Genomic DNA, 26,095 nt, shown 5'->3' with positions numbered 1-26,095 from the left:
GGCGGCGCTCGGCTACTTGCGCATGCGGTAGGTGATGCGCCCCTTGGAGAGGTCGTAGGGGGTGAGCTGGACGACCACCCGGTCGCCGGCCGTGATCCGGATATAGTGCTTACGCATCTTGCCCGAGATGTGGGCGGTGACGATGTGGCCGTTCTCCAGCTCCACGCGGAAGGTGGTGTTGGGGAGGGTCTCCAGCACCGTCCCTTCCATCTCGATATGGTCGTCTTTTGCCATGGGCGGGTGGCATCCTCGCTCGCTGATTGACTGACCGAGCATTGTGCCGCATGGCGGGGCGCTTTTCAAAAAGCCCGACTCTGATGGCGGGGATCAGCCGTCACCAGGGCGGGGTCGCTCCTCCCACCGGTGCCAGGCCCCCTCCTCGAACAGCTCCACCGGGCGGAAATCTACCTTGTACGCCATCTTCGGCGAATCCGGGATCCAGTAGCCCAGGTAGAGCCATTCCAGTCCGCGGGCGCGGGCGAGCTGGATCTGGGTGAGGATGGCCTGAACGCCCAGTCCACGGCGGGGGAGGTCGGGGTCGAAGAAGGTGTAGACCGCTGACAGCCCGTCCTCCAGGACATCCGTCACCGCCACGGCCAGGAGTCGGCCCGTGCCATCGGTAAGTTCCAGGAAGAGGGTGGGGCACCAGTGGCAGGTGAAGAACTCCAGGAACTGCTCCGGGGTCGGGTCATCCATGCCGCCACCGCGGTGGCGGGCGGCCAGGTAGCGGCGGTAGAGCTCGAAATTCTCGGCGGTGATCCGCGGCGGCCGCAGACGCACGCGCAGGTCGGCATTACGGCGACTGGTGCGGCGCTGTCCGCGCGTGGGGCGAAACTCCGCGACGGGGATCCGGGCGGCCCGACAGGCGCTGCACTCCGGGCAGTCCGGCCGGTAGACCAGGCAGCCGCTGCGGCGGTAGCCGGCCGCCAGCAGGTCGGTATAGGTAGGGGGATCCAGCTCGCGATGGGGGTCCACCAGCCGCTGGACTGCGACCTCCTCCTCCAGATAGGGGCAGTCCTGACGCGGGGTGCGGAAGAAGCGCAGGGGGCGGGTATCGTTCACGCCGGTCCTCCGAATACCTCCGGGAAGAGCTCTTCCAGCGGCTCCAGCCGCCAGGTTCCGCTGCGCTCGGGCTCGGCCACGGCCCGCTGTAGTGCTTCCAGGAAGGCGGACCGGGGCCATTCCTCCACGCCCATGCGCAGGAGATGGGGGCTGGCCACCTGGGCGTCCAGGAAATGGAACTCCCATCGCCAGAGCTGCCGCGCCAGGGTCGCCAGGGCGACCTTGGAGGCATCGGTGATGCGGCTGAACATGGACTCCCCGGCGAAGGCGGCCCCCACGGCCACGCCGTAGATCCCGCCCACCAGCGCCCCGGTATCGTCGCGCACCTCCACCGAATGGGCGTGGCCCAGCTCGTGGAGGCGGGGGTAGGCCAGGGCCATGGCGGGCGTGATCCAGGTCCCCTCGTCCTCGGCACGGGGAGCGGCGCAGCCGGCCACGACGCCGTCGAAGTCGGTGTCCGCGGTCATGTGGAGATGGCCGCGGCGCAGGGTCCGGCGCAGGCTGCGGCTGACGTGGACGCCCCCCGCCGGGAAGACCGCGCGTGGCTCCGGCGACCACCAGAGGATGGGCTGGTCCTCGCCATACCAGGGGAAGATCCCGCGCCGGTAGGCGGCCAGAAGCCGCTCCGGGCGCAGATCGCCGCCGGCGGCCAGCAGCCCCGGCGGGTCCGGCAGCGCCTGCTCCGGCGGCGGGAAGGCCTCCGGCGGGGCACCCTCGTCGATCCAGGGGAGGATCATCCGCTACCCCCACGGCCGTTAGGCTCACGGAAGGGGAGCTGGCCCTGGAGGTCGGCCATGTAGTCGTCCAGCAGCCCCTGCTCGCGCTGGATGAAATCGGCCACCGCCGGCTGCAGCCGCTCCCACCCCAGGAGGTGGACGGAGCGGGTCCAGACCGGCTCGAAGCCGCGCGGCACCTTGTACTCCCCCTGGGCACCGGGCTCGAAGCGGGCCAGGCCCTCGCGCAGGCAGTACTCGATGCCCTGGTAGTAGCAGGCCTCGAAGTGGAGGCCGGGATAGTCGGCGGCCGTGCCCCAGTGGCGGCCGTAGAGGGTATCGCCGCCGCGATAGCAGATGGCCGCCGCCACCGGCTGCTCTCCGTCGCGGGCGAGGAAGACCACCAGGTTCCGCGGTAGTCGTTCCCCCACCAGGCGGAAGTAGTCCCGGGAGAAGGTCGGGATTCCGCCCTTGCGCAGGAAGGGATCGCGGTAGAAGTGGATGAGCGCCTCCCAGTCCGCCTCGCTGAGCTCGTCGCCGTGGCGGGTCTCCAGGGTCAGGCCGGCGTCGCTGACCTGGCGGCGCTCCCGCCGGACCTCCTTGCGCCGCTTGCTGGTGAAGTCGGCCAGGAAGGCGTCGAAATCGGCCCAGCCGCGGTTGTGCCAGTGGAACTGCACCCCCCACCGGGTGAGGAAGCCGGCCGCCTCCGCGGCGGCGGTGTCGTCGGCCTCCGTGAACAGAAGATGGGCGCCGGAGATCTCCTCGCGGTCCACCGGTGCGCGCAGCGCCTCCAGCAGCGCGCGGCGGATGGTCTCGGGATCGGGAACATCCCGGGCCACCAGCAGGCGCGGGCCCGGCGCCGGGGTGTAGGGGATGGCGCTGACCCCCTTGGGGTAGTAGCGCCGCCCCATGCGCTCCCAGGCATCGGCCCAGGCCCAGTCGAAGACAAATTCGCCGTAGGAGTTGTCCTTGAGGTACAAGGGGCAGGCGCCCACCAGGGTGTCGCCGCGCCAGGCGGTGAGGTGGGCCGGGATCCAGCCGTAATCCTCGCCCACGGCCCCGGTCTCCTCCATGGCGGCCAGGAGCTCGTGGCGCAGGAAGGGCTCGCCCGCCGGAGAGACCAGGGCATTCCAGGCAGTGGCGTCGATCTCGGCCAGGGCGCGATGCTGGTGGATGGTCGGTTCCGGTTTCATGCGCGGGCCGTCCTTGTGGTTACTCGAAGCGGTGCTTCAGGGTCAGGGAGGCGGAGGCCGGCAGCGACAGGAGGAGGGGGAGGAGGGCGAGCGCCCGGCGCCGCGGGGAATGCGCCCGCCCGGCGACCCCACCGGCGGCGGTCGCCAACGGGATGCGGGCCCGGAACACGGCGGCCGCCGGGAAGGGACGGGTGGGCCTAGCCGTTTTTCTTCCGCTCGACGGCCAGCGCCTCCAGGTAGCGCTCGGCATCCAGGGCCGCCATGCAGCCGGTGCCGGCGGAGGTCACCGCCTGGCGGTAGACGTGGTCGGCCACGTCCCCGGCGGCGAAGACGCCCTCCACGCTGGTGGCGGTGGCGTTGCCCTGGGTGCCGCTCTTCACGTTGATGTAGCCCTGGGTCATGTCCAGCTGGCCCTGGAAGATGTCGGTGTTGGGCTTGTGGCCGATGGCGATGAAGATCCCGTGGATATCCAGCTCCTTGGTGGAGCCGTCCTCGGTAGAGGCGATGCGCACGCCGGTGACGCCGGAGTTGTCGCCCAGGATCTCGTCCACCTGCTGGTTCCACTCCACCGAGATCCGGCCTTCCTCGATGCGCTCGTTGATCTGGTCGACCAGGATGGCCTCCGCCTTGAAGCGGTCCCGGCGGTGGATGACGGTGACGTGGTCGGCGATGTTGGAGAGGTAGAGTGCCTCCTCCACGGCGGTGTTGCCGCCGCCGACCACCGCGACCTTCTGGTTGCGGTAGAAGAAGCCGTCACAGGTGGCGCAGGCGGAGACGCCCTTGCCCGCAAAGGTCTCCTCGGAGGGCAGGCCCAGGTACATGGCCGAGGCGCCGGTGCCGATGATGAGCGCATCGCAGGTGTAGGTGGTGCCGGAGTCGCCGTGGAGCTGGAAGGGGCGCTGCTGCAGATCCACCGAGGAGATGTGGTCGAAGACCATCTCGGTGCCGAAGCGCTCGGCGTGGCGGCGCATGCGCTCCATGAGCTCGGGACCCTGCACGCCCTCGTCGTCCCCGGGCCAGTTGTCCACATCGGTGGTGGTGGTGAGCTGGCCACCCTGCTCCAGGCCGGTGACCAGCACCGGCTTGAGGTTGGCGCGGGCGGCGTAGACCGCCGCGGAGTAGCCGGCGGGGCCGGAGCCGAGGATGAGAAGCTGACAGTGCCGGGTCTCGCTCATGGGATGGACTCCTGGGATGTTGGGGTACGGGACTCTGTCGACGGGCCAGTGTCGAGCCACTGGCATCCGCATGCCAGTTCAGGGACAGCCGACGACCACCGGGGGTTCCGTGTACTGGTTTTCATGGTACGGAAAGGGTACCGGGGGGTAAAGCCTGAAACCCGTCTTGGCACGCGAGAAATCTCCGTCGAGTCAGATGGATGGGGCGGTTTCCGGGCAGCCGGGGCGAGCTGCCCTGGCCCCTGTGGAGGGGGCCGCCCTGTGATACGATTACCTGATTCAGCCGCAACGGTCCTGAACCAGGGATCCCGGGACTTCATGACGAGCCAGGCGCGCCGGACCCAGAACGAGGAGAGCCGTCTCACCCGCCACCTCTGGCGCGGTATGCGCGAGGGTGCGCTCTTCCTCCTGGGGGCGCTGGCCGTCTATCTGGTCGCCTCCCTGGTGACCTTCGACCCCATGGATCCGGGCTGGTCCCACGCCGGCGACACCTCCCGCATCGCCAACATGGGCGGCGTGGTGGGGGCCTGGTTCGCGGATCTCGTCTTCTACGTCTTCGGCTATACCGCCTACCTCATTCCGGCCGGCGCGGCCTGGGCCGGCTGGTACCTGGCGCGGGATCGGGGCGAGCCCTGGCCACCTCGCCGGGTGGTGGCGGTCCATCTCGTCGGCATGACCATGCTCATTGTTGGCGGCGCCGGCCTGGCCAGCCTCCACTTCGGCGGCGAGAATCCCCTGCCCATGGGGGCCGGCGGCGTTATCGGCGCCAGCGTGGGCCACGCCCTGGTGGGCGTGGTCAGCCTGCTGGGGGCGACCCTGCTCCTGCTGGCGCTCTTCCTTACCGGCGTGCCGCTGGCCACCGGCGTCTCCTGGTTCCGGGCCATGGATATCACCGGTGCCGTTTCCCTTGCCGCTGCCGGCTGGGTTGCCATGGGGTTTGCGGGGCTGGGGCGCCGACTCCGGCAGCGCTGGATCGAGTGGCGCGCCCGGCGCCAGCGGCGCGTGACCAGCGCGGCCAACGAGGAGCGCGGCCAGCGCCGCCGCCAGGAGGCGCCGCCGCGCATCGAGCCGGTGGTGGAGAAGCCGGAACCGGCGGAGCGGGTCCAGCGCGAGCGCCAGACGGATCTCTTCACCGGCGATGTACCCCCGGGCGGACTGCCGCCACTCTCCCTGCTGGATACGCCCCCGGAACAGAACTCGGTCCTCTCCGAGGAGACGCTGGAGGCCCTGTCCCGGCAGGTGGAGAAGAAGCTGGAGGATTTCGGGGTCCAGGCCAAGGTGGTCGCCGTCCACCCGGGACCGGTGATTACGCGATTCGAGCTGGAGCCGGCGGCCGGCATGAAGGCCTCCCGGATCACCGGCCTGGCCACCGATCTGGCGCGGGCGCTGTCGGTGAGCAGCGTCCGCATCATCGAGGTCATCCCGGGCAAGACGACCATCGGCCTGGAGATCCCCAACCAGCAGCGGGACACCGTCTTCCTGGCCGATATCCTGGGCTCCAAGGACTACGAACAGGCCAAATCGCCCCTGACCCTGGCGCTGGGCAAGGACATCAGCGGCCAGCCGGTGATGGCGGATCTCTCGAAGATGCCGCATCTGCTGGTGGCCGGCGCCACCGGTACCGGCAAGTCGGTGGCGGTGAACGCCATGATCATGAGCCTGCTCTACCGCGCCACGCCGGAAGAGGTCCGCATGGTCATGGTGGATCCGAAGATGCTGGAACTCTCGGTCTACGACGACATCCCGCACCTCCTGGCGCCGGTGGTCACGGACATGAACGACGCCGCTGGCGCCCTGCGCTGGTGCGTGGCGGAGATGGACCGGCGCTACAAGCTCATGGCCGCGCTGGGCGTGCGCAATCTGGCCGGCTACAACCGCAAGGTGCAGGAGGCGGCCGATGCCGGGGAGCCCATCCTCGACCCGCTGTATGAATCCACCAACGGCGAGCCGGCCCCGCCGCTGGAGCCGCTCCCCTACCTGGTCATCCTGGTGGACGAGTTCGCCGATCTCATCATGGTGGTGGGCAAGAAGGTGGAGGAACTCATCGCCCGGCTGGCGCAGAAGGCACGCGCCGCCGGCATCCACCTCATCCTGGCGACCCAGCGGCCGTCGGTGGACGTCATTACCGGCCTCATCAAGGCCAATATCCCCACCCGTATCGGCTTCCAGGTCTCCAGCAAGGTGGACTCCCGCACCATCCTCGACCAGGGCGGGGCGGAGCACCTGCTGGGCAATGGCGACATGCTCTACTTGCCCGCCGGCAAGCCGGTCCCGGAACGTGTCCACGGCGCCTTCGTGGATGACCACGAGGTCCACCGGGTGGCGGAGTTCCTCAAGCAGACCGGAACGCCCGACTACGTGGAGGGTCTCACCGACGGCGGGGAGAGTGACGCCGGTCTGCTCCCCGGGGAGTCCGGCGGCGACGAGGGCGGCGAGGCCGATCCCCTCTACGACCAGGCGGTGCAGATCGTCACCGAGAGCCGCCGCGCCTCCATCTCCGGCGTGCAGCGCCGACTGAAGATCGGCTACAACCGCGCCGCCCGCCTCATCGAGGACATGGAGCGGGCCGGCGTCGTGACCCCCATGCAGTCCAACGGCGGCCGCGAGGTCATCGCGCCCCCGCCCCCTGGCAGTGAATAACGGAGCCCCTACCATGAGCCGATGGTTCAGCCGATGGTCCGCGACCCTGCTTGCCCTGATAGTGAGCCTGCCCGCCGCGGCCGATTCCGCGCGCGAGCGGCTGACCCGTTTTTACGACCAGGTGGAGACCATGCGCGCCGACTTCGAGCAGGTCCGCCTGCGCGAGGGGAGCGAGACCGGCCGACGCCACGCCGGGGAGGTGGTCATCCACCGGCCGGGGCGCTTCCGCTTCGAGTACATCGAGCCCTACGAGCAGCTCTACGTCTCCGACGGCGGCCGGGTCTGGTCCTGGGACCCGGGGCTGGAGCAGGTCATCGTCCAGGACGTCACCGCCATCCTGGGCAATACCCCGGCGGCCCTGCTCGCCGGCAATGAGCCACTGGAAGAGACCTTCCGCATCGCCGAGGTGGGCGGGACCGACGGCGAGCGCTGGGTGGAGCTGCGCCCCCGGGAGGATGCGGAGAACTTCGAGCAGGTGCGGTTGACCTTCGGCCCCGAGCACATCCGCGCCCTGGAGATCGTCGACGGCACGGGCCAGACCTCGCGCATGACCTTCTCCAGGGTCGCCTACGGCATCGCCGTGGACGAGGGCCGCTTCCATTTCGAGCCGCCCGAGGGGGCGGACGTGGTGGACGAAACCGACTGAGCCATGGGCGCCACCGACGACCTCTTCGCCGCTACCGCCGACGACCCGCGCCCCCTGGCCGAGCGCATGCGGCCGCGGACCATCGACGAGTATCGCGGCCAGCCCCACCTGGTGGGGGAGGGTAAGCCCCTGCGCCGGGCGGCGGAGACCGGCCGGCTCCACTCCATGATCTTCTGGGGCCCCCCGGGGACCGGCAAGACCACCCTGGCGCGGCTGCTGGCCGCCCGGGCCGAGGCGGCCTTTGTCAGCCTCTCCGCCGTCTTCGCCGGGGTGAAGGACATCCGCGCCGCCGTGGACGAGGCCAAGCGGCGTCGGGAGGGCGGCCAGGCCACCGTCCTCTTCGTGGACGAGGTCCACCGCTTCAACAAGGCCCAGCAGGACGCCTTCCTGCCCCATGTGGAGGACGGCACGCTGACCTTCATGGGGGCGACCACCGAGAACCCCTCCTTCGAGCTCAACAACGCGCTGCTCTCCCGCGCCCGGACCTACGTCCTGGAGGCGCTGGACGCCACGGTCATCCGCGAGCTGCTGGATACCGCCCTGGCCGATACCGAGCGCGGCCTCGGGGGGCAGGGGCTGGAGATGGCCCCGGAGCTGCGCGACGAGCTGGCCGCCGCGGCGGACGGCGACGCCCGCCGCGCCCTGAATATCCTGGAGGTGGCCGCCGGCCTGGCCGAGGCGGCGGGGGAGGGGGTCATCGATGCCGACCGCCTGGCCGAGGCCGCCGGCAACGCCCTGCGCCGCTTCGACAAGGGCGGGGACGCCTTCTACGACCAGATCTCCGCCCTGCACAAGTCGGTGCGCGGCTCCGACCCCGACGCCGCCCTCTACTGGTTCGCCCGCATGCTCGACGGCGGCGCCGACCCCCTCTACATCGCCCGCCGGGTCGTGCGGATCGCCTCCGAGGATATCGGCAACGCCGACCCGCGCGGGCTCCAGGTGGCGCTCTCCGCCTGGGAGGCCCAGGAGCGGCTGGGCAGCCCGGAGGGGGAGCTGGCCATCGTCCAGGCCATCACCTATCTCGCCTGCGCGCCCAAGAGCAACGCCCTGGAGCTGGCCTGGCACGCCGCCCTGGCCGACGTGCGCGAACGCGGCTCGGAGGAGGTACCCATCCACCTGCGCAACGCGCCCACCCGGCTGATGAAGGAGCTGGGCTACGGCCACGAGTACCGCTACGCCCACGACGAGCCGGAGGCCTACGCCGCCGGGGAGCGCTACTTCCCCGATGCCATGCCGGAGCGGCGCTACTACCGGCCGGTGGAGCGCGGCCTGGAGGCGAAGATCCAGCAGCGGCTGGAGTACTGGCGCGGCCTGGACCGCCAGGCCGGCAAGACCGAGGAGCGCGAGGGATGAGCCCCTGGCTGGCCGTGGCCGCGGGCGGCGCCGCCGGGGCGGTGCTGCGCTTCTGGGGTGGGCAGGCCGTCCACTACGCCCTGGGCCACGGCTTCCCCTGGGGCACCCTGGCCGTGAACGTCACCGGCTCCCTGCTCATGGGGCTGGGCTACGTCTGGCTGCACGAGGTGGGCAACCTCGACCCGGCCTGGCGCCTGGCCCTGCTCACCGGCCTGCTGGGGAGCTTTACCACCTTCTCCACCTTCTCCCTGGAGAGCCTGCGGCTGCTGGAGACCGGCCAGCCCGGCGCAGCGGCGGCCAGCGTCCTTGCCAACGTCGTCCTCTGCCTGGGGGCGGCCGGCATCGGCCTGTGGCTGGGGCGCGCCTTCTCCTGAACCCGCGCCAGCTTCGCGGCGGGATTGGTCAGTCACCCCGCGGATGGGCGATACTACGCGGCTGCAAACCCGGACCGGAACCACAGGGAGCTCCCATGCTCGACCCGCATCTCATCCGCAACGACCTGGACGAGGTGGCCCGCCGCCTGGCGCAGCGCGGTTTCCAGCTGGATACCGCGCGCCTGGGCGAGCTGGAGGCCCGCCGCCGGGAACTCCAGACCCGGACCCAGGAGCTCCAGGCGGAGCGCAACAGCCGCGCCAAGGCCATCGGCCAGGCCAAGTCCCAGGGCGAGGACATTCAGCCCCTGGTGGACGCCATGGGCGAGCTGAAGAGCGAGCTGGAGGCCAGGGAGGCGGAGCTGGAGAGCCTGCAGCAGGAGCTGGAGGCGGAGCTGCTGGCCATCCCCAACCTGCCGCACCCCGACGTGCCGGAAGGGGAGGACGAGGAGGCCAACGTCGAGGTCCGCCGCTGGGGCGAGCCGCCGGCGCTGAACTTCGAGCCGCGGGACCACGTGGATGTCGCCGAGGGGCTGGGCGGTCTGGATACCGAGGCGGCGGCGAAGATCGCCGGCTCCCGCTTCGCCACGCTCTCCGGCGGCGTGGCGCGGCTGCACCGGGCGCTGGCGCAGTTCATGCTCGACGTCCACACCGCCGAGCACGGCTACACTGAGACCTACGTCCCGTACATCGCCAACGCCGACAGCCTGCGCGGCACCGGCCAGCTGCCCAAGTTCGAGGAAGACCTCTTCCGGCTGGACACCGAGAACCCCTTCTACCTCATCCCCACCGCCGAGGTGCCGCTGACCAATCTGGTCCGCGACGAGATCCTCCCGGCGGAGGCGATGCCGCGCAAATGGGTGGCGCATACCCCCAGCTTCCGCAGCGAGGCGGGGGCCTACGGGCGGGACACCCGCGGCCTCATCCGGCAGCACCAGTTCGACAAGGTGGAGCTGGTGCAGATCGTCCACCCGGACGAATCCTACGCCGTGCTGGAGGCGCTCACCGGCCACGCCGAGGTGATCCTGCGGCGGCTGGAGCTGCCCTACCGCGTAGTGAACCTCTGCGGCGGCGATCTCGGTTTTTCCGCCGCCCGCACCTACGACCTGGAGGTCTGGCTGCCGGGGCAGGCCGCCTACCGCGAGATCTCCTCCTGCTCCAACTTCGAGGACTTCCAGGCCCGGCGGCTCCAGGCCCGCTTCCGGGATCCCGAGACCGGCAAGCCGCGTCTGGCCCACACCCTCAACGGCTCCGGCCTGGCCGTGGGCCGCGCCCTGGTCGCCATCCTGGAGAACCACCAGCGCGAGGACGGCTCCGTGGCCATCCCGCCGGCGCTCCACCACTACATGGGCGGGATCACCGAGCTGCGCCCGGCCTGAACCCCGGACAAACGACCATGAAAAAGGCCCCGACGGGCGAACCGTCGGGGCCTTTTTCGATCTCGCCAGGGGATCCCGCCGGGGCAGAGCCCCGGCGAGTGCTGCTCCTAGTCCTCGCCGGCGAAGGCGCCGAGGAGGTGCAGCAGGCTGGTGAAGAGGTTGTAGATGGAGACGTAGAGGGTCACCGTCGCCATGATGTAGTTGGTCTCACCGCCGTGGATGATCTCGGAGGTCTGGTAGAGGATCAGACCCGACATCAGCAGCACGAACATGGCGGAGACCGCCAGGGACAGGCCCGGGATGGAGAAGAGCATGGCGCCGATCCCGGCCAGGAACGCCACCAGGATGCCCACCATCAGGAAGCCGCCCATGAAGCTGAAGTCCTTGCGGGTGGTCAGCGCATAGCCGGACAGGCCCAGGAAGATGGCGCCGGTGCCGCCCAGGGCGGTCATGACGATCTGGCTACCGCCGGGCAGGTTCAGGTACATGCTGATAATCGGCCCCAGGGTCAGCCCCATGAAGCCGGTGAGCGCGAAGACCGAGGCGATGCCCCAGACGCTGTTGCGCAGGTAGCTGGTCAGGAAGAGCAGACCGAAGTAGCCCACCAGCGTGATGATGAGCCCCGGGTGCGGCCAGTTGTTGGCGATGGACAGCCCGGCCGTCACGGCGCTGAAGATCAGCGTCATGGAGAGCAGGGCGTAGGTGTTCCGCAGGACCTTGTTGGTCGAGAGCTCACTGGCACGAGTGCCGGTGGCTACGGACTGATTCTGGTTCATCGGTTCGTTTCCTCCGTCGAGGCTTGTCCGCTTTCGGTCAGTTGGACCCGCGGCGGGCCGCAATGTTCCCGGCAAGTGTACGGGCCCGCCGCGCGCTAGGGAAGGTGCCCGCCGACCTGGCGCCCCCGTCTGGCTAGCCCGGCCACCGGTGCGGTAGAGTACGCCCCTCCGGAGGGCTGGCTGAGTGGTTGAAAGCACCGGTCTTGAAAACCGGCAGGGGTCTACGCCCCTCCAGGGTTCGAATCCCTGGCCCTCCACCAAATACCACAGAAAATCAAGTAGTTACGAACCACAAAAAGCGTGTCCCACACTGTGTCCCACATTTTTTGGCGTTACTAGCCACTTCGTACGTCACTGATTTCTCGTCATTCCCCTCGCAAACCCGCCTGCCGTAGCTCCGAAACGCGAGCCGCTTGTCCCCGGGCCATCGGAGCAGTCACCGGCATCGTGTCGGAACTGGACCAGCCAGTTGCGGATGATCCGCGCCGTCGGCTCGGACGCTTCGGCCAACTCCCCGGGGCGTCCGGCCAGAGCCGGTCGGCGCCAGGCCCTGATTCCGGTACTCCGTCAATCGGGGGAGGGGACTTCGGTCGCCCCGGGTTATGCGGATGCCCAGGTCAACGTCAACCAATGGCGACTGGCGAAGCAAACCTACATCCGGAACTCCGGGCCCTCTAACTCTCCGGTGAGCCCCCGTTGGACGCTGGTGAGGAGCTCCCGGTTGGTCCGCTCCAGGTAATCGAGAAAACCGGATCGCTCCAAGGTGCGATCAAGGACAGCCGCCGGGAGAAAACGGGTCATCTGCTCCCGGAAGGCGTCCCCCTGGATGAGCGAGGAGAGGTCGGCCAGCCGGCGTTGGAGCTTCGTCTCGTAATCGCTGACGCCGTAGTCGGTAATCTTGGCCTGGAGCCATTCAACGCGGGGCGAGACTCCCTGCTGGTGTAGCCAGGGCAGGTCCCAGAGATCGCGATACCGGACCTTCTTCTCGCTGGCCACCAGTGAGAGGAGCTTGTCGGCCATGATCTCGTCCATGGATTCCACCGGGACGAGGATATCCTCGTAGCCATCCGGAAGCGCCGCGTAATTACGCTGCAGCGCCCGCAATTCTCCGGAGTAGGCGGGGACGTTGGCGACCTCGATCCGGATCCGTTGCTTCGGGATGTCCGGCCGGGCCGGGGCCGTTACCAGGGCGACCTGCCAGCGGATCACGGTGACCCCGTCCGGGGTCGATGTCGTCTCCCGCGAGAGGGGATCCTTTACCCGGACCTCCAACCCGTAGCGCTTCCCGATGAATACCTCGACCACCTCGGCGAGGGTGGCAAGATCGTTGGCGGCGAACTCCGGCCCGCCGACGAAGTCGAGATCCTCGCTGTAACGGGCGGAGCCGTAGCACAGTCGCAGGGCCGTTCCGCCCTGAAAGGTCAGGTGACCCAGTAGGCCGGCCTGTTCCAGGGCGCGGAGGATGTCGTAGTGGAGCACCTCCTTCTCGACCACCGGGCGCAGGTTCTCGCCATCGGGGAACTCGCTGAGCGCCGCGTCAGTCAGTTGTCGGAGTTCCATGCAGAGCCTCCTCTCGGTCCCGGATGATATCTGCCAGCTCTTCCTGATCCACCATCTCCGTGTTCCGTCCGACGCGCTTGAGGTCGCGCCAGGCGGTCTCGGGCATGGCGATGCGAAGCGGTCGGCGCTCGTCGTGGACGGTATGATTGAGGATGTCCTCGATGGGACGGGCGGTGTGGGTGAACTCGATGGTGCCCCACTCGGTCCGGAAGGTCCCCTTACGGCCAGTGGTCATCACCGTCAGACGCCCCAGCGGGATCTGCGAGATCGCCCCCCATTCGGACAGAGCGGACTCCAGGCTTACGTAGCTGTACTCGCCTCGGCGCAGGGTGCGGGCGATCCGCTCCAGCGTGTAGCCGTCCCGGGGCAGTCCCGGCGGATAGAGGTAGACGCCGCGGGCGGCGGGTTGCAGCCAGCCCGCGTCGACCAGTCGCGCAATGCTGGCACCCCGGGCCTTGGGGCGGTCCGCGCGGAACAGCCCGTCGAGGTCGCGACGGGTGAAGATGGCCCTATCCTGGCGGGCCTGGGCATTGAGGATCTTGAGGGCAGTTGTCTGATGCATAGCCGACAACAATAGCTTTTACTGGACAGAAAAACTATACGTAGGTGGTTTTTCTGTCCAGTTACCCGGGAGCGATCAGGATTTTCGGCACCCGCGGGCATCAGCCATAATGAATGGCCAACCATACGGTCAGCTCGTCGGGAGCCGTCCAGGCCACGCGGTGGCGGCGGTGGGCGGGGATGGTCAGGTGATCGCCGGGCCCCAGGGTGATTTCGTCACCGTCCTCGAACGCCACCAGAAGCGTCGAGCCCGGTCACCAAAGCTACCGCGCTCGGCGACGCGGTCATTGTATTCCGACACGGCCTGTTCATTTTCGGCAAGCCAGGCTTCCCGGCGCGCTTCCCGCACCGCTGCGGCCAGTCGTTCCTCCAGCAGGGCAGATACGTTGAGCCCCAGCTCTCGGGCCTGGGCCATCAGGTCCGAGTTCACGCTGAGGTTAGCGGCCTTGCGGGGGGCGTCGGGGTCGTAGGGTAAAGGCTGCATAGCAAACCCTCCATGCTGGATACGCATAGCTTATGCGCATGCGTCATGGGCCTCAAGCGCCTGCTTGTTCGGCATGGCAGGCCGTCTCAGGGCTCGATGCCCAGGCGGCTCCCGGCGCCGGAGCCGTAGTCCTGCAGTTCGACGATGTAGGCGCTGGTGGGCATGTCCTCGGCGCCCTCCGGGGCCTCTTCGTCCTCGTCGCGCGGGGCGGTCCAGCTGTACTTGACCACGCCGCCGGGGACGTCGTCGTTCAGCCACCAGGTCTGGGTGCCGCCGCCGGGCTGGCCGAAGCGGACCTTGCGCGCTTCGAAGGTGCCCGCCGGCACGCTTACGGACTCCACACCCTCGGTGGCGCCCTCGATGCTCTGGCTCGTCAGCCGCTGCGGCGCGCGGTAGTTCTGCTCCTCCACCGGCATCTCGCGCGAGCCCTCGCCATCGGGATACTCGGCGCGCAGGCGCAGCATCTGCGAGCGGTCGGGGGTGAACAGCGCCTCGAGGGTCACCTGTTCCTCGCCATCCACATTGTCGTGGACGACCTGCCACCACTCGTTGCCGTCCCCGTTCTCGAACAGGAAGGCGCGGCGCATGTGGCTTGCAGTCTCCCGGTCACGGCCGCTTACCGCCCATTCGGTGTACTCGCCCGGTTCGTAGGGGTGGGCGGCGGCCTCGATGGAATAGCCCTCGGCGTAGAAGGCCATGCGCATGAGGTAGCCGGTCTGCCAGCGCAGGAACATGGGCGAGTAGTGGTGGACGACGGCATCGCCCGCGGCCTTGCCGACCTGCTGGCCCATGGCGCTCGCCGCCGAGCCGATGGCGTCGTCGACGAAGTTGTTGCCCGTGCCGCAGCCCGATACGGCCAGGGCGGCACCGGCCACCAGGCCGAGTCGGATGGTCGTGTTCATGGCTGCCTCCTTTGGTCCCTCGATTGTCGGGCGATTGCCGGGCGCAAGCACACCCTCACCGCATCCTAACCCGGTCATTGTCCGTGGGCCCCCCCTGTTCGGAGGAGTCAAGCCCGCGAGCGAGACCGCTGGAGAGGCGGGGCCTCCGGTCATCCAACTCGGTTCCGGCCGGCCTCCTTGGCGCTGTAGAGGGCCTCGTCCGCGCTCTTGAGCAGGGATTTCCGGTCCGCCTCCGGGTCCCGGTTCGTGTCGAGGGTGGCCGTGCCGAGGCTCACGGTGACCACGGGTCCTACACTGGAATACTTGTGGGTGATGGCTAGCCCCTCCACCGCCTGGCGAAGGTGCTCGGCCACCTCGCGGGCGCCCTCGGCATCGGTTCCGGGGAGGAGGGCGACGAACTCCTCGCCGCCATAGCGGCAGAGCGCATCACCGGGGCGGGCCATGGCCCCGTTCAGCGCGTCGGCGACCCGCTGGAGGCACTGGTCGCCGGCGCCGTGGCCATAGTGGTCGTTGAAGCCCTTGAAGTGATCGATGTCCATCATGATCACGGAGAGCGGCTGGCCCTCTCGTAGACAGCGACGCGCCTCCTTTTCGAACAGGTTGTCGAAGTGGCGACGGTTGGGGATCCCGGTGAGGCCGTCGAGAAGGGCGTACCGTTCCAGCAGGTCGGTCTTGCGTTTGAGGCTCATGTGCGTGTTCACGCGAGCGCGGACGATGGCCTGGTTGAACGGTTTGGCGATGTAGTCCACTGCGCCCAGGTTCAGACCGTATTCCTCGTCGCTGGCGGAATCGCGCGCGGTAACGAAGATGATGGCGATTCCGCTGGTCTCCGGCTGGGCTTTGAGACGACGGCAGACCTCGTAGCCATCGATGCCCGGCATCTGGATGTCGAGCAGGATCAGGTCGGGTGGAGGCTGGTCACCATCCTGGACCATGGCCAGCGCCTTCTCGCCACTATTGGCGATCCGGATGCGGTACTCGTCCTTGAGCAGGTTGCCAAGAGCCTGGATGTTGGCCGGCTCGTCATCCACCACGAGGATGGTCTGCTTCTGCTCTTCGTCGCTCATGTGTCGCCGTCGTCGTCGGTATCCATCAATTCGTCGAGGTGTTGCAGGGCCTCGTCGAAGTCCATCTGCTCTACCTTTGATTCGAGTTCGTCACACTCGAGGCCGCGCCCACGCAGGTAGCCAGTGGCCTCGCGGAGGGTCTCTTCCTCGACCAGCTCGCTGTTCGTCAGGCGTTGGCGCAGGGTCTCCACGGCTGCTCGTGTGCCCGCCGAGCCGGCGGTCCCGGATGGCGACAGCGCCTCCAGGGCCCGGTCCGCCTCCTGGAAGGCCTGCTCCAGGCGGCTGATATCGTCTTCCGTGACGGGGTGGCCAGCCTTCAGGGTAGAATCGATCTCCTCGGCCAGCCACTGGATGGTCGTGGCACCCAGTGTTCCGGCCGCCCCCTTGAGGGTATGGGCGATTCGGCGCGCCTCTTCGTCTCGACCGGCGCGGAGGTGATCGAGGAGCGGGGCGTAATCGCTGGCCAGTTTCCCGCGGAAACTTCTGAGGAGGCGGGCGTAGAGGGCGTCGTCGCCACCGAGTAGCTGGCGGCCGCGCGGGATATCGAAGCCGGGCAACTCTTCCGGCAGGCCCGCGATTGCTCCTGACTCGCCGCGGAGCTCCCTGGCGGAAGGGGGCTCGGCCCGGTGCGTGGCGATGGGTGCGAGATGGTTCGACAGGGCGGTATAGAGGTCCTCGCTTTCGATGGGTTTGCCCAGATGGTCGTCGACGCCCGCGGCCCGGGCATGCTCCCGATCGTCGTCCATGACCGCGGCGGACAGGGCGATTATGGGACCGTTGAAGCCCTCATCACGGAGCGTCCGGGTTGCCTCGAAGCCGTCCATGACCGGCATCTGCAGGTCCATCAGGATCAGGTCCGGGGCCTCGGACCGTACCTGCTCGAGCGCCTCGCCGCCATTCTCGGCCGTGACGACGCGGGCGCCGGTACGCTCGAGCAGGAGGGTGGCTACCTCCTGATTGACCTCGTTGTCCTCCACGAGCAGGAGGTGGCGGCCGTTGAGGTTCGGTACCTCGCCGGATGTCGGGGGTCGAGTGGTTACCGTGCCGCCCTCTGCGCGGACCAGGGCGTCGTAGAGTGAGGAGGCCGTGATCGGCTTGGCCATGTAGTCGATGGTCAGACCGTCGGGCAGGTCGATCTCGTCCTGCGAATAGGCGCTGACCATCAGGATCGGCGGCCGGGTCTCCTCCAGTTCACCGCGCTGTCGAAGGCGTTCGATCTCCTCGCAGGTTTCGGAGCCGTCCATGCCGCCGGGCATCCACCAGTCCATCAGTATGAAGTCGAAGGGCGCGCCGCGCTGCTCCGCTGCCACCACCTGCCTGATGGCGGCCTCGCCGCTGGTGGCCTCTTCGGTGGAAAACCCGCAGTGGTCGAGCAGCGTGCGAATGACCTCGCGGGCGCTGTCCTGGTCATCGACGATCAATACGCGATGTCCAGTGGTATCGGGGCAGTCAACCGAACTTCGCTGATCCTCTCCGAGGGGTAGTGTGAGGGTGAAAGTGAAGGTGCTGCCCTCACCGGGAGCGGAGTCCACCTCCAGGGTGCCGCCCATCTTCTCGACCAATCGGCGGCTGATGACCAGACCCAGACCGGTGCCGCCGTAGCGGCGCGTGGTGGAGCTATCCGCCTGACTGAAGGGCCGGAAGAGCCGGGCGCGCTGGACCTGGCTCATGCCGATGCCGGTGTCGCGGACGTGGAAGCGCAGGGTGATCCGTTCGGCATCCGGGCGCTCCACGGCCCGCACTCCCAGTTCCACGGTGCCGCCCTGATCGGTGAACTTGATGGCATTGCTGAGCAGGTTGCTCAGGACCTGAGAGAGCCGCAGGGAATCGCCCACCAGGGAGCGCGGCAGATCGGGCTGGATGTCGTAGATCAGCTCCAGCCCGTCGTTGTGGGCCTTCTCGCCGAACAGGGTCGCCATCTGGTCGACGACCTCGTTCAGCTCGAAATCGCGGACCTCCAGTTCCAGCCGGCCCGATTCGATCTTGGAGAAGTCGAGGATGTCGTTGATGATGCCGAGCAGCATCCGCGACGACTGGTGGATCTTGTTGACCTGGTCGCGCTGCTTCTCACCGAGGTCGGTCTGTTCCAGGAGCTGACTCAGCCCGATGACCGCGTTCATGGGCGTGCGGATCTCGTGGCTCATGTTGGCCAGGAACTCGCTCTTGGCGCGGCTGGCCCGCTCGGCTTCCTCCCGCGCCCGCTCGGATTCCTGCTGGGCCTGCTTGACCTTGGTCAGGTCGTCGTAGACGGCCACTACCTCGCCGGAGGAGAGTCGGAATACCCGGTTTTCCCGCCAGCCCACAATGTTGTTATCCCGGTACTCGGAGACGGGCAGATGCTCCGGCTCGCCGGTGCGGTAGACGCGCTGGAAAGCCGCGAGCAGGCCGATATCCCTGACGCCGGGGAAGCACGCCGTCAAGCGGTGGCCGAGGACGGTGTCGCGCTCGGTCTGGTCCATCTGCTCCGCGGCCGGATTGTAGTCGACGAAGACGAAGTCCTCGCCGTCATCCACGGGACGGTAGACCGCCACGCCGCTGCTGGTCTGCTCGAAGATGCCGCCGAACCGTTCCGTGGTCTCGCGCAGGGCCTGCTCGGTGGCCTTCTGCTCGGAGATGTCCTGGATCAGGGACCAGATGACCTCCCGCCCCTCCGGCGTGGTGGTCTTGAAGCCGTGGAGCAGCACCGGGTAGCGGTGGCCATCCTTGTGGATGTATTCCTTCTCGAACGGGCCGTAGCGCCCGGTCCGCTGCAGGGACTCCAGCTGAGCCATTTCCAGGGGCATGTACTCCCTGGGCGTTACATCCCAGTAGCTCAGCGCCGCGAACTCCTGGCGGGTGTAGCCGGCGGGTTCGTTGACGGCGTCGTTGAAGTCGAGGAATTCGCCGGTGGCAAAGTCGTTCATGGCGATCCCGACGGGGGAAAGCTCGAACAGGCCCCGGAACTTCGCCTCTTCCGCGGCGAGCTGCTGCCGGTTCTGTTCCTGCTCGGTGATGTCGCGGAAGACGGCCAGGAACAGGGTGCGCCCCTCCAGGTGGAGCAGGATCACCGAGACCCGCACATCGATGATGCTGCCATCCTTGCAGCGGTGCCGGGTCTCGAAGTCGTCCCGGCCGAACTTGAAGATCGTCCGGATGTGGTCGGCTATCTCCTCCGGTGTCTCCTGGGCCTCGTAATCGGGGATGCGCAGCTCGGCGAATTCCCCGGCGGTGTACCCCAGCTGTTCGTGGGCCAGCCGGTTGAACTGCACCGGCAGCCCGCTCTCCGGGTCGATGATGAGCGTTGCATCCGGATAGAGTTCGAAAAGGGTGCGGAAGCGGTTCTGCTGCTCTTCCAGGCTCTCGACCAGCGCATGGCGCTCGGTCATGTCGGTGTGGCTGCCGATGACGCGCAGCGGCTGCCCGTCCCCATCGCGCTTGATGACCCGGCCGCGGTCGAGGATCCACTTGTAGCTGCCGTCCTTGCAGCGCACCCGGTGTTCATTCTCGTAGGTGTCGGTCTCCCCGCGGAAGTGGCGCTCCAGGTCGGCCAGGACGTTGTCCAGGTCGTCCGGATGGACCCGGCTCTTCCATTCGTCGAGGTCGTTGCCGACCTCGTGCTCCTCGAGCCCGAGCATGCGCTTCCACTGCGGGGAGAAATAGACCGAATCGGTGGTGGCATCCCAGTCCCAGACGCCCTGATCGGTGGCCTCCAGCACGAAGCGCCAACGCTCCTCGTTCTCCGCCAGCCGCTCCCGGGCCTGGCGCTCCTCGGTGCGATCGAGGATGTAGCCGCGGATCAGACGGGGCCGGCCGGCCTCGTCGTATTCCGGGGCGGTGTAGTCGTAGAACCAGCGGCATTCGCCGGCGCGGGTCTGCAGCCGGTAGTACTGCTCGAAGGCGGTATCCCCCCGGGCCAGGGCGGCGGTGACCTCATCGCCGAGGCGCTCCACATCATCCGGGTGCACCAGGTCGATGAAGCGGAAGTCCGGCGCCATGACTTCGTTCACGCTGTAGCCGAGGACCTGCTCCACGTTGGGGGAGACATAGTGCACCGGCCAGCCCGGCTCCGGGCGCCAGACGAAGACCACCACCGGCCCGCCACTGAAGAATTCCTGCTCCTGGCGGCGGCCAGCTTCGGCGCGCTCCTCCGCGGTGACGTCGTGGAAGAGCAGGATGGCGGAGCCGTCGTCGGCAAGGGGCTTGGTCCGGATGTCCACGACCCGCTGCTGACCGTCGCCCCGGCTCAGCATCTCCCGACCCCGGTAGGGGGTACGGGCGCGTAGCGCCTGGTGGACGCGACAATCGCCCGGAGAGATCGGCTGCTCGGTGAATTCGCCGTCCTGGCGGCCCGCTTCGGCTGACTGGTCGGCGCACCGGAAGAGGTTGAAGACCGGAAGCCCGATGAGGCGGGCGGGCTCCGTATCCAGCATGTCCGCGGCGGCCCTGCTGGCCCGCGTGACGGTGCCGTCGGCATCCAGGGCCAAAAGGCCGTCCGGGACCTCTTCGGTCAGGGACTCCAGCGCGCGGTTCTTCTCCTGCAGCTCCTCGTTGAGGCGGCCGAGCTCGGCCTGGTGGTCCTTGAGCAGGGTGAACCACTGGTTGTAGTAGAGATTGACCAGCTCCTTCTGGCTGATGACGCCGGTGAGGCGGTCCGTGTCGTCGACCACCACCACGCGTTTGATATGCCGCTCTCGGCAGAATTCCAGGGCCTCGGCAATGCTGGCCTGCTCGTGGAGCGTCTGCGGCGGCCGGGTCATGCAGTCGCCCACCGGCGTCGCCGGGTCGGTACGGGAGTCCAGCAGGTGGACGATGTCGCGCTGGGTCAGAAGCCCGGACGGGCGCCCGTCTTCCACGATGATGGCGGCGTCATGGCCCTGGTCCGCCATGCCGGTCATGGCCGAGTGCAGCGACTCCGCCGGGTCCAGCTCCAGGGCGTGAATGCCGCGCAACAGCTCGCCGAGACTCTGGGTCTGGGCGAGGGTCCGCGGGTCGAGGCTGCCCGCGAGGTCGCTGTAGCTGAGGATCCCGCTCAGTTCGTCGGCGGGACCGACCAGGCAGATGTGGTCGCTGCGGTTGCGGATCGCCTTGAGTCCATCCAGGACAGAGGCATCCGGTGGGAGGGTCGCCGGCCGCGGGAGGTCGAGTTGCTCCAGTGGGGTCCGAAAATCCAGTCCCCGGGATTCCAGCTCCAGCAGCGTCGAGGAGAGGAAGAGGCGGTAGCCCTCGGTATCTCGTACCACGACGTCGCGGATATCGTGGTCCTTCATGGTCCGTACGGCGTCTGCGATGGTCGCCGTGGGCGGCACGGTGACCACGTCGGTGGTAGCGATGGTGCGGATTTCCGGGAAGAACATAGGCCCCTCGGGAGCGGATGCTGCGGCTGGAGTACGCCGTCGGGAGAACGGATGCTCCATTCAGGGTAGTTAGCGTAATAGGATTAGCACCCATCGGTCACTCATTAAGACGATGGCGGACTTCGGGACAGCCCCGCCTTGGGTGACCTATTTCCACTGGTACTAACCGCGAGTGGTTGCCAGCACCGGCAGTCGCGGAACGAGGGGGCAAAAGGTTCCTATCGCTGCCGTGGCGATTGGGTTATCAGTCGGGATGATGCCCCGTCAGGCTTCCGGCGGATCCGTGTACGGGGTCCTGGGCAGGAAGCGGAACGTGGTGGATACGGTATTCCAGCGCTTCGAAGGCATCGCCATCCCCACGCTGGACATCCGGCTCCTGGCCCTCGGGGTAGGCACCGACACAGCGGAATCCGTCACGGGTGGCCACCGCCCGGTGGGCAGTACCGGCAGGTAGAACCACGGTATCAGCCGCGGCGACGTCCACCAAGGGGCCATTGGGGCCACCCAGCTGGAGGGTGGCGCTCCCCTTGTAGCAGCCCAGGGCCTCGTGGGCGCTGGCGTGGAAGTGGTGCCAGTCGAAGACGCCCCAGCGCCAGGCCGGGGGCCAGCCGTGGGCGGCGAAGGTGGCCTCGATGGTGGCCGGGTCGGGATCGGTGAAGGCCTCGCGGTGGAGGATGACTGGCAGAGCCGGATTGTTCGGAAAGGGGCCGTCGGGCGGCAGGGTCAGGGTCTCGATGGCGGTCTCCGTAGCTGTGGCGGTCATGGCTGCTCCTCGCTCTGTGACGGTGCCCGGCGCCGTTTCAGGTTGCCGCGTTCAGGGTAGCCGAAACAGCGGCCGTGGCCAGCCCCACTTCTCAGAACATGAGCGATCTGTCATATTTCGGGCCACGGTCGTGGAGCCAGGGAGAGGCCGACAACGCCAGGAGGGGCGATGCGCCAGGAAGGCGAACACGAGGAAGAGAGAGAAGAGCGAGTCGCGGCGGATATGTATCACGTTCTGCGCACCTTCAAGGTCATTCTCGCCGACGACCACGAGTTGGTGCGGGAGGGGATCCGCCGGCTACTGGAGGATTCCGGGCAGGTGGAAGTCGTGGCCGAGGCGGCCTGTGGCGAGGAGGTGGTGGAGCTCGCGCGCCAGCATGCGCCGGATGCCGTCCTGCTGGACGTGAACATGCCCGGCATCGGCGGGCTGGAGGCCACCCGGCGGCTGCACGCCCTGATGCCCGGGATCCGGATCGTGGTCATCTCCGTCTACGGGGAGGGCCCGCTCCCCGGCCGGATGCTGGAAGCCGGGGCCAGCGCCTATCTCACCAAGGGCTGCACCACGGAGACCATCCTGGATGCGCTGGAGGCCGTGGACCGCGGCGAGCGCTACCTGGATGCCGACGTGGCGCGCCACCTGGCGCTGAACATGCTGCCGGGCGGGGCGTGCAATCCTTTCGACCGGCTTTCCCAGCGGGAGATGCAGGTCGCCCTGATGATGCTGGCCGGGCAGCGAGTAGGGCAGATTGCCGAGGACATGCACCTCTCCGCCAAGACCATCTCCACCTATCGCCACCGGATCTTCTCCAAGCTCGGCGTGGGCTCCGACAGCGCCCTGACCCGGCTGGCGATGGAGCACGGCGTGGGCGAGCAGCCCCCGGGTACGGCGGAGGGTGCCGCCGGCAGCTGATGAGCGCGATCTTCGACCTCGATTGCCGCGCCTGCCCGCGGCTGGCCGCCCATCTGGATGCCGTGGCGGCCGAGCACCCCGATTACCACTGCCGTCCCGTGGCCCCCTTCGGGGCGGAGGACCCGGGCCTGCTGGTGGTGGGGCTGGCGCCGGGGCTGCACGGGGCCAACGCCACCGGCCGCCCCTTCACCGGGGACCACGCCGGGATCATGCTCTACGACACCCTCTACCGCTTCGGTTTCGGCTCGGCGCCGGAATCGCGGTCGGCGGACGACGGCCTCCAGCTCCACGACTGCCGGATCACCAATGCCGTGAAGTGCCTGCCGCCGGCCAACAAGCCCACCGGCGCCGAGGTGCGCACCTGCCGCCCCTTCCTGTCGGCGGAGCTGGCCGGCCTGCGGCCCGGGGCCGTGGTCCTGGCCCTGGGCCGAGTGGCGCACGAGACGACCATCGCCGCCCTGGGCGGCCGGCAGAAGGACTACCCCTTCGCCCACGGACGCTGGCATGAGCCAGAGGGCGGACCGGCGGTAGTGGACTCCTACCACTGCAGCCGCTACAACACCCAGACGCGCCGGCTCACCCCGGCGATGTTCGATGCCGTCTTCGAGTCCATCCGCGAACGACTGCCAGCCACATGAGTGAGGAAGAGCCGCAGGGGGAGGCCGGGGGCTTCGATGCCCGCGCCTTCCTGGAGCGCGTGACCGAGCGTCCGGGCGTCTACCGCATGGAGAACGCCGCCGGCGAGGTCATCTACGTCGGCAAGGCGCGCAACCTCAAGCGGCGGCTCTCCAGCTACTTCCGCCGCAAGGTGGACAGCCCCAAGACCCGGGCGATGGTCTCCCACATCGCCAACGTCGAGGTGACGGTCACCGGCAGCGAGGCCGAGGCGCTGATCCTCGAGAACAACCTCATCAAGCGCTACCGGCCGCGCTACAACGTCCTCCTGCGCGACGACAAGAGCTACCCCTATATCTATCTCTCCAGCCAGCAGCGCTTCCCGCGGCTGGCCTTCCATCGCGGGGCGCGCCGGGCCAAGGGGCGTTACTTCGGGCCCTATCCCTCGGCCACCGCCGTACGCGAGACGCTCTCGCTGCTGCAGAAGCTCTTCCCCGTGCGCCAGTGCGAGGACACCTTCTTCAACAACCGCAGCCGCCCCTGCCTGCAGTACCAGATCCAGCGCTGCACCGCGCCCTGCGTCGGCTACGTGGACGAGGAGCGCTACGCCGAGGACGTCGAGCACGCGGTGATGTTCCTGGAGGGCAAGAGCAACGCCGTCATCGACGATCTCGTCAGCCGCATGGAGAAGGCCTCGACCAACCTCGAGTTCGAGGCGGCGGCGCGTTATCGCGACCAGATCGCTCAGCTGCGCAAGCTCCAGCAGCGCCAGTCCATCAGCGGCGAGGGCGGGGACCACGACGTGGTGGCGGTGGCCGCCGAGGGCGGCATGGCCTGCATCCAGGTCTTCGTCATCCGCGGCGGGAACAACCTGGGCAACCGCACCTGGTTCCCCCAGCACAGCGACGGCGCCGAACCCGGCGAGGTGCTGGAGGCCTTCCTGGCCCAGCACTACCTGGACCACGCCGAGGGGGCCCAGGCCATCCCGCCGGAGATCCTGCTGGCCGAGGAGCCGCCGGAGCGCGAGCTGCTGGAGGAGGCCATCTCGGAGCAGGCCGGGCGCCGGGTGCGGCTGGCCACCCGGGTGCGCGGGGAGCGGGCCCGCTGGGTGGAGCTGGCCGGGACCAATGCCCGCACCGCCCTGGAGAGCCGCCTGGCCGCCCGGACCAACCTCCTGGAGCGCTTCCAGTCCCTGCAGGAGGGGCTGGATCTGCCCGATCTCCCCCGGCGCATCGAGGGCTTCGATATCAGCCATACCCGCGGCGAGGCGCCGGTGGGGGCCTGCGTGGTCTTCGACCACAGCGGCCCGGTGAAGGATGCCTACCGGCGCTACAATATCCGGGACGTGGAGCCCGGCGACGACTACGGCGCCCTGCGCGAGGTGCTGACCCGGCGCTACACCAAGATGAAGCAGGGGGAGGGCGAGCTGCCCGACACCATCCTCATCGACGGCGGCCGCGGCCAGGTCAACGTGGCGGAGGGCGTCCTGGAGGAACTGCAGATCACCGGGATCCCCGTCATCGGCATCGCCAAGGGTCCGGAGCGCAAGGCGGGGGAGGAGACGCTGTTCTTGTCGGGTCGGGAGGCCGGTCTTATACTGCCGCCGGACTCGCCGGGCCTGCATCTCATCCAGCAGATCGACGGCGAGGCCCACCGCTTCGCCATCGGCGGCCATCGCCAGCGCCGGGCGAAGAGCCGGAACACCTCCTCGCTGGAGGACATCCCCGGGGTCGGGCCGCGCAAGCGCCAGGCCCTGCTGCAACAGCTGGGCGGCCTCCAGGGTGTCACCCGGGCCGGGGTCGAGGAGCTGGCCCGCGTGCCGGGGATCAGCAGCGAGCTCGCCCAGCGGATCTTTGATACCTTCCACCCGGGTGGCTGACGCATGAGATGGAACCTCCCCAATATCCTGACCCTGCTGCGGATCGGCGCCATCCCGCTGTTCATTATCGCCTTCTACCTGCCGGTGTCGTGGTCCAGCCAGGCGGCGACCATCCTCTTCGCGGCGGCGGCGATTACCGACTGGCTGGACGGCTTCCTGGCGCGGCGCTGGGGGCAGAGTTCCGCCTTCGGCGCCTTCCTGGACCCGGTGGCGGACAAGCTCATGGTCGCGGCCGCCCTGGTCCTGCTGGTGGAGGCCAATCCCACCCCCTATCCCGGGATCCTGGTGGGCATTGCGGCGGTGGTGATCATCGGCCGGGAGATCGCCATCTCCGCCCTGCGGGAGTGGATGGCGGAGATCGGTGAGCGGGCCAGCGTGGCCGTCTCCTGGATGGGCAAGCTGAAGACGGGGACGCAGATGGTCGCCATCCTCCTGCTGCTGTTCGAGGATCCCCTCTGGGGGCTGCCCAGCCTCCACCTGGGCTTCTGGCTGCTCTACGTCGCGGCGGGTCTGACCCTCTGGTCCATGATCGTCTACCTGCGCGCCGCATGGCCCATCTTCGTGCGCAACGAAGGGGGTTGACGTCTCCGCGTAACACGGTAGAATGCGCAGCCGAATTAGGCGGGAATAGCTCAGTTGGTAGAGCACAACCTTGCCAAGGTTGGGGTCGCGAGTTCGAGTCTCGTTTCCCGCTCCAAATATCAAAACCTCGGT

Annotated in this window: 22 protein-coding genes and 2 tRNA genes; 11 read left to right on the top strand and 13 right to left on the bottom strand. The window is 68.4% G+C overall.

Going from position 1 to position 26,095, the window contains the following annotated elements:
* Positions 1-12: 12 nt before the first annotated feature.
* The 5 genes from infA to trxB form a co-directional block, all read right to left on the bottom strand.
* The gene (gene infA / locus BM272_RS02565) at positions 13-234 is read right to left on the bottom strand and encodes a translation initiation factor IF-1 (RefSeq protein ID WP_093427167.1); all 222 of its coding nucleotides are present in this window, start codon (positions 232-234) and stop codon (positions 13-15) included.
* Positions 235-327: 93 nt separating this feature from the next.
* Complete coding sequence (locus BM272_RS02560) at positions 328-1,062, bottom strand: arginyltransferase (protein ID WP_205407742.1); 735 nt, start codon at positions 1,060-1,062, stop codon at positions 328-330.
* Positions 1,059-1,799, bottom strand: coding sequence for a leucyl/phenylalanyl-tRNA--protein transferase (gene aat, locus BM272_RS02555; protein ID WP_093427165.1), 741 nt, complete (start codon positions 1,797-1,799; stop codon positions 1,059-1,061). Before aat ends, BM272_RS02560 begins: the two co-directional genes overlap by 4 nt.
* Positions 1,796-2,968: a GNAT family N-acetyltransferase gene (locus BM272_RS02550; RefSeq protein ID WP_093427164.1), complete on the bottom strand. Its 1,173-nt coding sequence runs from the start codon at positions 2,966-2,968 to the stop codon at positions 1,796-1,798. Before BM272_RS02550 ends, aat begins: the two co-directional genes overlap by 4 nt.
* Before the next feature lie 197 nt (positions 2,969-3,165).
* The gene (gene trxB, locus BM272_RS02545) at positions 3,166-4,143 is read right to left on the bottom strand and encodes a thioredoxin-disulfide reductase (RefSeq protein WP_093427163.1); all 978 of its coding nucleotides are present in this window, start codon (positions 4,141-4,143) and stop codon (positions 3,166-3,168) included.
* Between the two features lie 318 nt (positions 4,144-4,461).
* Here trxB and BM272_RS02540 point away from each other — a divergent pair, with 318 nt between their 5' ends.
* The 5 genes from BM272_RS02540 to serS all read left to right on the top strand — a co-directional run bounded on the left by BM272_RS02540 (position 4,462) and on the right by serS (position 10,532).
* Positions 4,462-6,783 carry a DNA translocase FtsK gene (locus BM272_RS02540; protein WP_093427162.1) on the top strand — a complete coding sequence of 774 codons (2,322 nt, stop codon included), beginning with the start codon at positions 4,462-4,464 and terminating at the stop codon, positions 6,781-6,783.
* 13 nt (positions 6,784-6,796) lie between these two features.
* The gene (gene lolA, locus BM272_RS02535; RefSeq protein WP_093427161.1) at positions 6,797-7,429 is read left to right on the top strand and encodes an outer membrane lipoprotein periplasmic chaperone LolA; all 633 of its coding nucleotides are present in this window, start codon (positions 6,797-6,799) and stop codon (positions 7,427-7,429) included.
* Between the two features lie 3 nt (positions 7,430-7,432).
* Positions 7,433-8,782: a replication-associated recombination protein A gene (locus BM272_RS02530; protein WP_093427160.1), complete on the top strand. Its 1,350-nt coding sequence runs from the start codon at positions 7,433-7,435 to the stop codon at positions 8,780-8,782.
* Positions 8,779-9,156, top strand: coding sequence for a fluoride efflux transporter CrcB (crcB, locus tag BM272_RS02525; RefSeq protein ID WP_093427159.1), 378 nt, complete (start codon positions 8,779-8,781; stop codon positions 9,154-9,156). The genes BM272_RS02530 and crcB overlap by 4 nt, the downstream gene beginning before the upstream one ends.
* A 95-nt stretch (positions 9,157-9,251) precedes the next feature.
* Positions 9,252-10,532, top strand: coding sequence for a serine--tRNA ligase (gene serS / locus BM272_RS02520; RefSeq protein WP_093427158.1), 1,281 nt, complete (start codon positions 9,252-9,254; stop codon positions 10,530-10,532).
* 107 nt (positions 10,533-10,639) lie between these two features.
* Here serS and BM272_RS02515 read toward each other — a convergent pair whose 3' ends face one another.
* Positions 10,640-11,308 carry a Bax inhibitor-1/YccA family protein gene (locus BM272_RS02515; RefSeq protein WP_093427157.1) on the bottom strand — a complete coding sequence of 223 codons (669 nt, stop codon included), beginning with the start codon at positions 11,306-11,308 and terminating at the stop codon, positions 10,640-10,642.
* A gap of 170 nt (positions 11,309-11,478) precedes the next feature.
* On the opposite strand from BM272_RS02515, the gene BM272_RS02510 reads away from it, so the two are divergent.
* A tRNA-Ser gene (locus tag BM272_RS02510) sits at positions 11,479-11,568 on the top strand.
* Between the two features lie 391 nt (positions 11,569-11,959).
* Here BM272_RS02510 and BM272_RS02505 read toward each other — a convergent pair.
* From BM272_RS02505 to BM272_RS02475, 7 genes are all read right to left on the bottom strand, one after another.
* Positions 11,960-12,868: a nucleotidyl transferase AbiEii/AbiGii toxin family protein gene (locus tag BM272_RS02505; RefSeq protein WP_093427156.1), complete on the bottom strand. Its 909-nt coding sequence runs from the start codon at positions 12,866-12,868 to the stop codon at positions 11,960-11,962.
* Positions 12,846-13,430, bottom strand: a complete 585-nt coding sequence (gene abiEi / locus BM272_RS02500; protein WP_093427446.1) for a type IV toxin-antitoxin system AbiEi family antitoxin — start codon at positions 13,428-13,430, stop codon at positions 12,846-12,848. The genes BM272_RS02505 and abiEi overlap by 23 nt, the downstream gene beginning before the upstream one ends.
* A gap of 183 nt (positions 13,431-13,613) precedes the next feature.
* Positions 13,614-13,913, bottom strand: a complete 300-nt coding sequence (locus tag BM272_RS02495) for a type II toxin-antitoxin system CcdA family antitoxin (protein WP_093427155.1) — start codon at positions 13,911-13,913, stop codon at positions 13,614-13,616.
* Between the two features lie 86 nt (positions 13,914-13,999).
* On the bottom strand, positions 14,000-14,815 hold the full coding sequence (locus BM272_RS02490; protein WP_093427154.1) for a hypothetical protein: 816 nt from the start codon (positions 14,813-14,815) through the stop codon (positions 14,000-14,002).
* Positions 14,816-14,964: 149 nt separating this feature from the next.
* The gene (locus tag BM272_RS02485; RefSeq protein WP_093427153.1) at positions 14,965-15,882 is read right to left on the bottom strand and encodes a diguanylate cyclase; all 918 of its coding nucleotides are present in this window, start codon (positions 15,880-15,882) and stop codon (positions 14,965-14,967) included.
* A complete protein-coding gene (locus BM272_RS02480; protein WP_159433000.1) occupies positions 15,879-21,215 on the bottom strand; it encodes a PAS domain S-box protein in 5,337 nt (1,778 codons plus the stop codon). The genes BM272_RS02485 and BM272_RS02480 overlap by 4 nt, the downstream gene beginning before the upstream one ends.
* Before the next feature lie 244 nt (positions 21,216-21,459).
* Positions 21,460-21,978 (bottom strand): hypothetical protein, encoded by a 519-nt coding sequence (locus BM272_RS02475; RefSeq protein WP_205407727.1) that lies wholly within the window; start codon positions 21,976-21,978, stop codon positions 21,460-21,462.
* Between the two features lie 168 nt (positions 21,979-22,146).
* On the opposite strand from BM272_RS02475, the gene BM272_RS02470 reads away from it, so the two are divergent.
* The 5 genes from BM272_RS02470 to BM272_RS02450 all read left to right on the top strand — a co-directional run bounded on the left by BM272_RS02470 (position 22,147) and on the right by BM272_RS02450 (position 26,078).
* Positions 22,147-22,887 (top strand): response regulator, encoded by a 741-nt coding sequence (locus BM272_RS02470; protein WP_240307983.1) that lies wholly within the window; start codon positions 22,147-22,149, stop codon positions 22,885-22,887.
* Complete coding sequence (locus BM272_RS02465) at positions 22,887-23,525, top strand: uracil-DNA glycosylase (RefSeq protein WP_093427151.1); 639 nt, start codon at positions 22,887-22,889, stop codon at positions 23,523-23,525. Before BM272_RS02470 ends, BM272_RS02465 begins: the two co-directional genes overlap by 1 nt.
* Complete coding sequence (uvrC, locus tag BM272_RS02460) at positions 23,522-25,381, top strand: excinuclease ABC subunit UvrC (RefSeq protein ID WP_093427150.1); 1,860 nt, start codon at positions 23,522-23,524, stop codon at positions 25,379-25,381. The genes BM272_RS02465 and uvrC overlap by 4 nt, the downstream gene beginning before the upstream one ends.
* A gap of 3 nt (positions 25,382-25,384) precedes the next feature.
* Complete coding sequence (gene pgsA / locus BM272_RS02455) at positions 25,385-25,963, top strand: CDP-diacylglycerol--glycerol-3-phosphate 3-phosphatidyltransferase (RefSeq protein ID WP_093427149.1); 579 nt, start codon at positions 25,385-25,387, stop codon at positions 25,961-25,963.
* A 39-nt stretch (positions 25,964-26,002) separates the two neighbouring features.
* A tRNA-Gly gene (locus BM272_RS02450) sits at positions 26,003-26,078 on the top strand.
* Positions 26,079-26,095: the final 17 nt, after the last annotated feature.

The sequence above is a fragment of the Thiohalospira halophila DSM 15071 genome, assembly GCF_900112605.1.
Classification (GTDB): domain Bacteria; phylum Pseudomonadota; class Gammaproteobacteria; order Thiohalospirales; family Thiohalospiraceae; genus Thiohalospira; species Thiohalospira halophila.
Note: the sequence above shows the minus strand (reverse complement) of the source record. Positions and strands in the feature narration are given on the sequence as shown.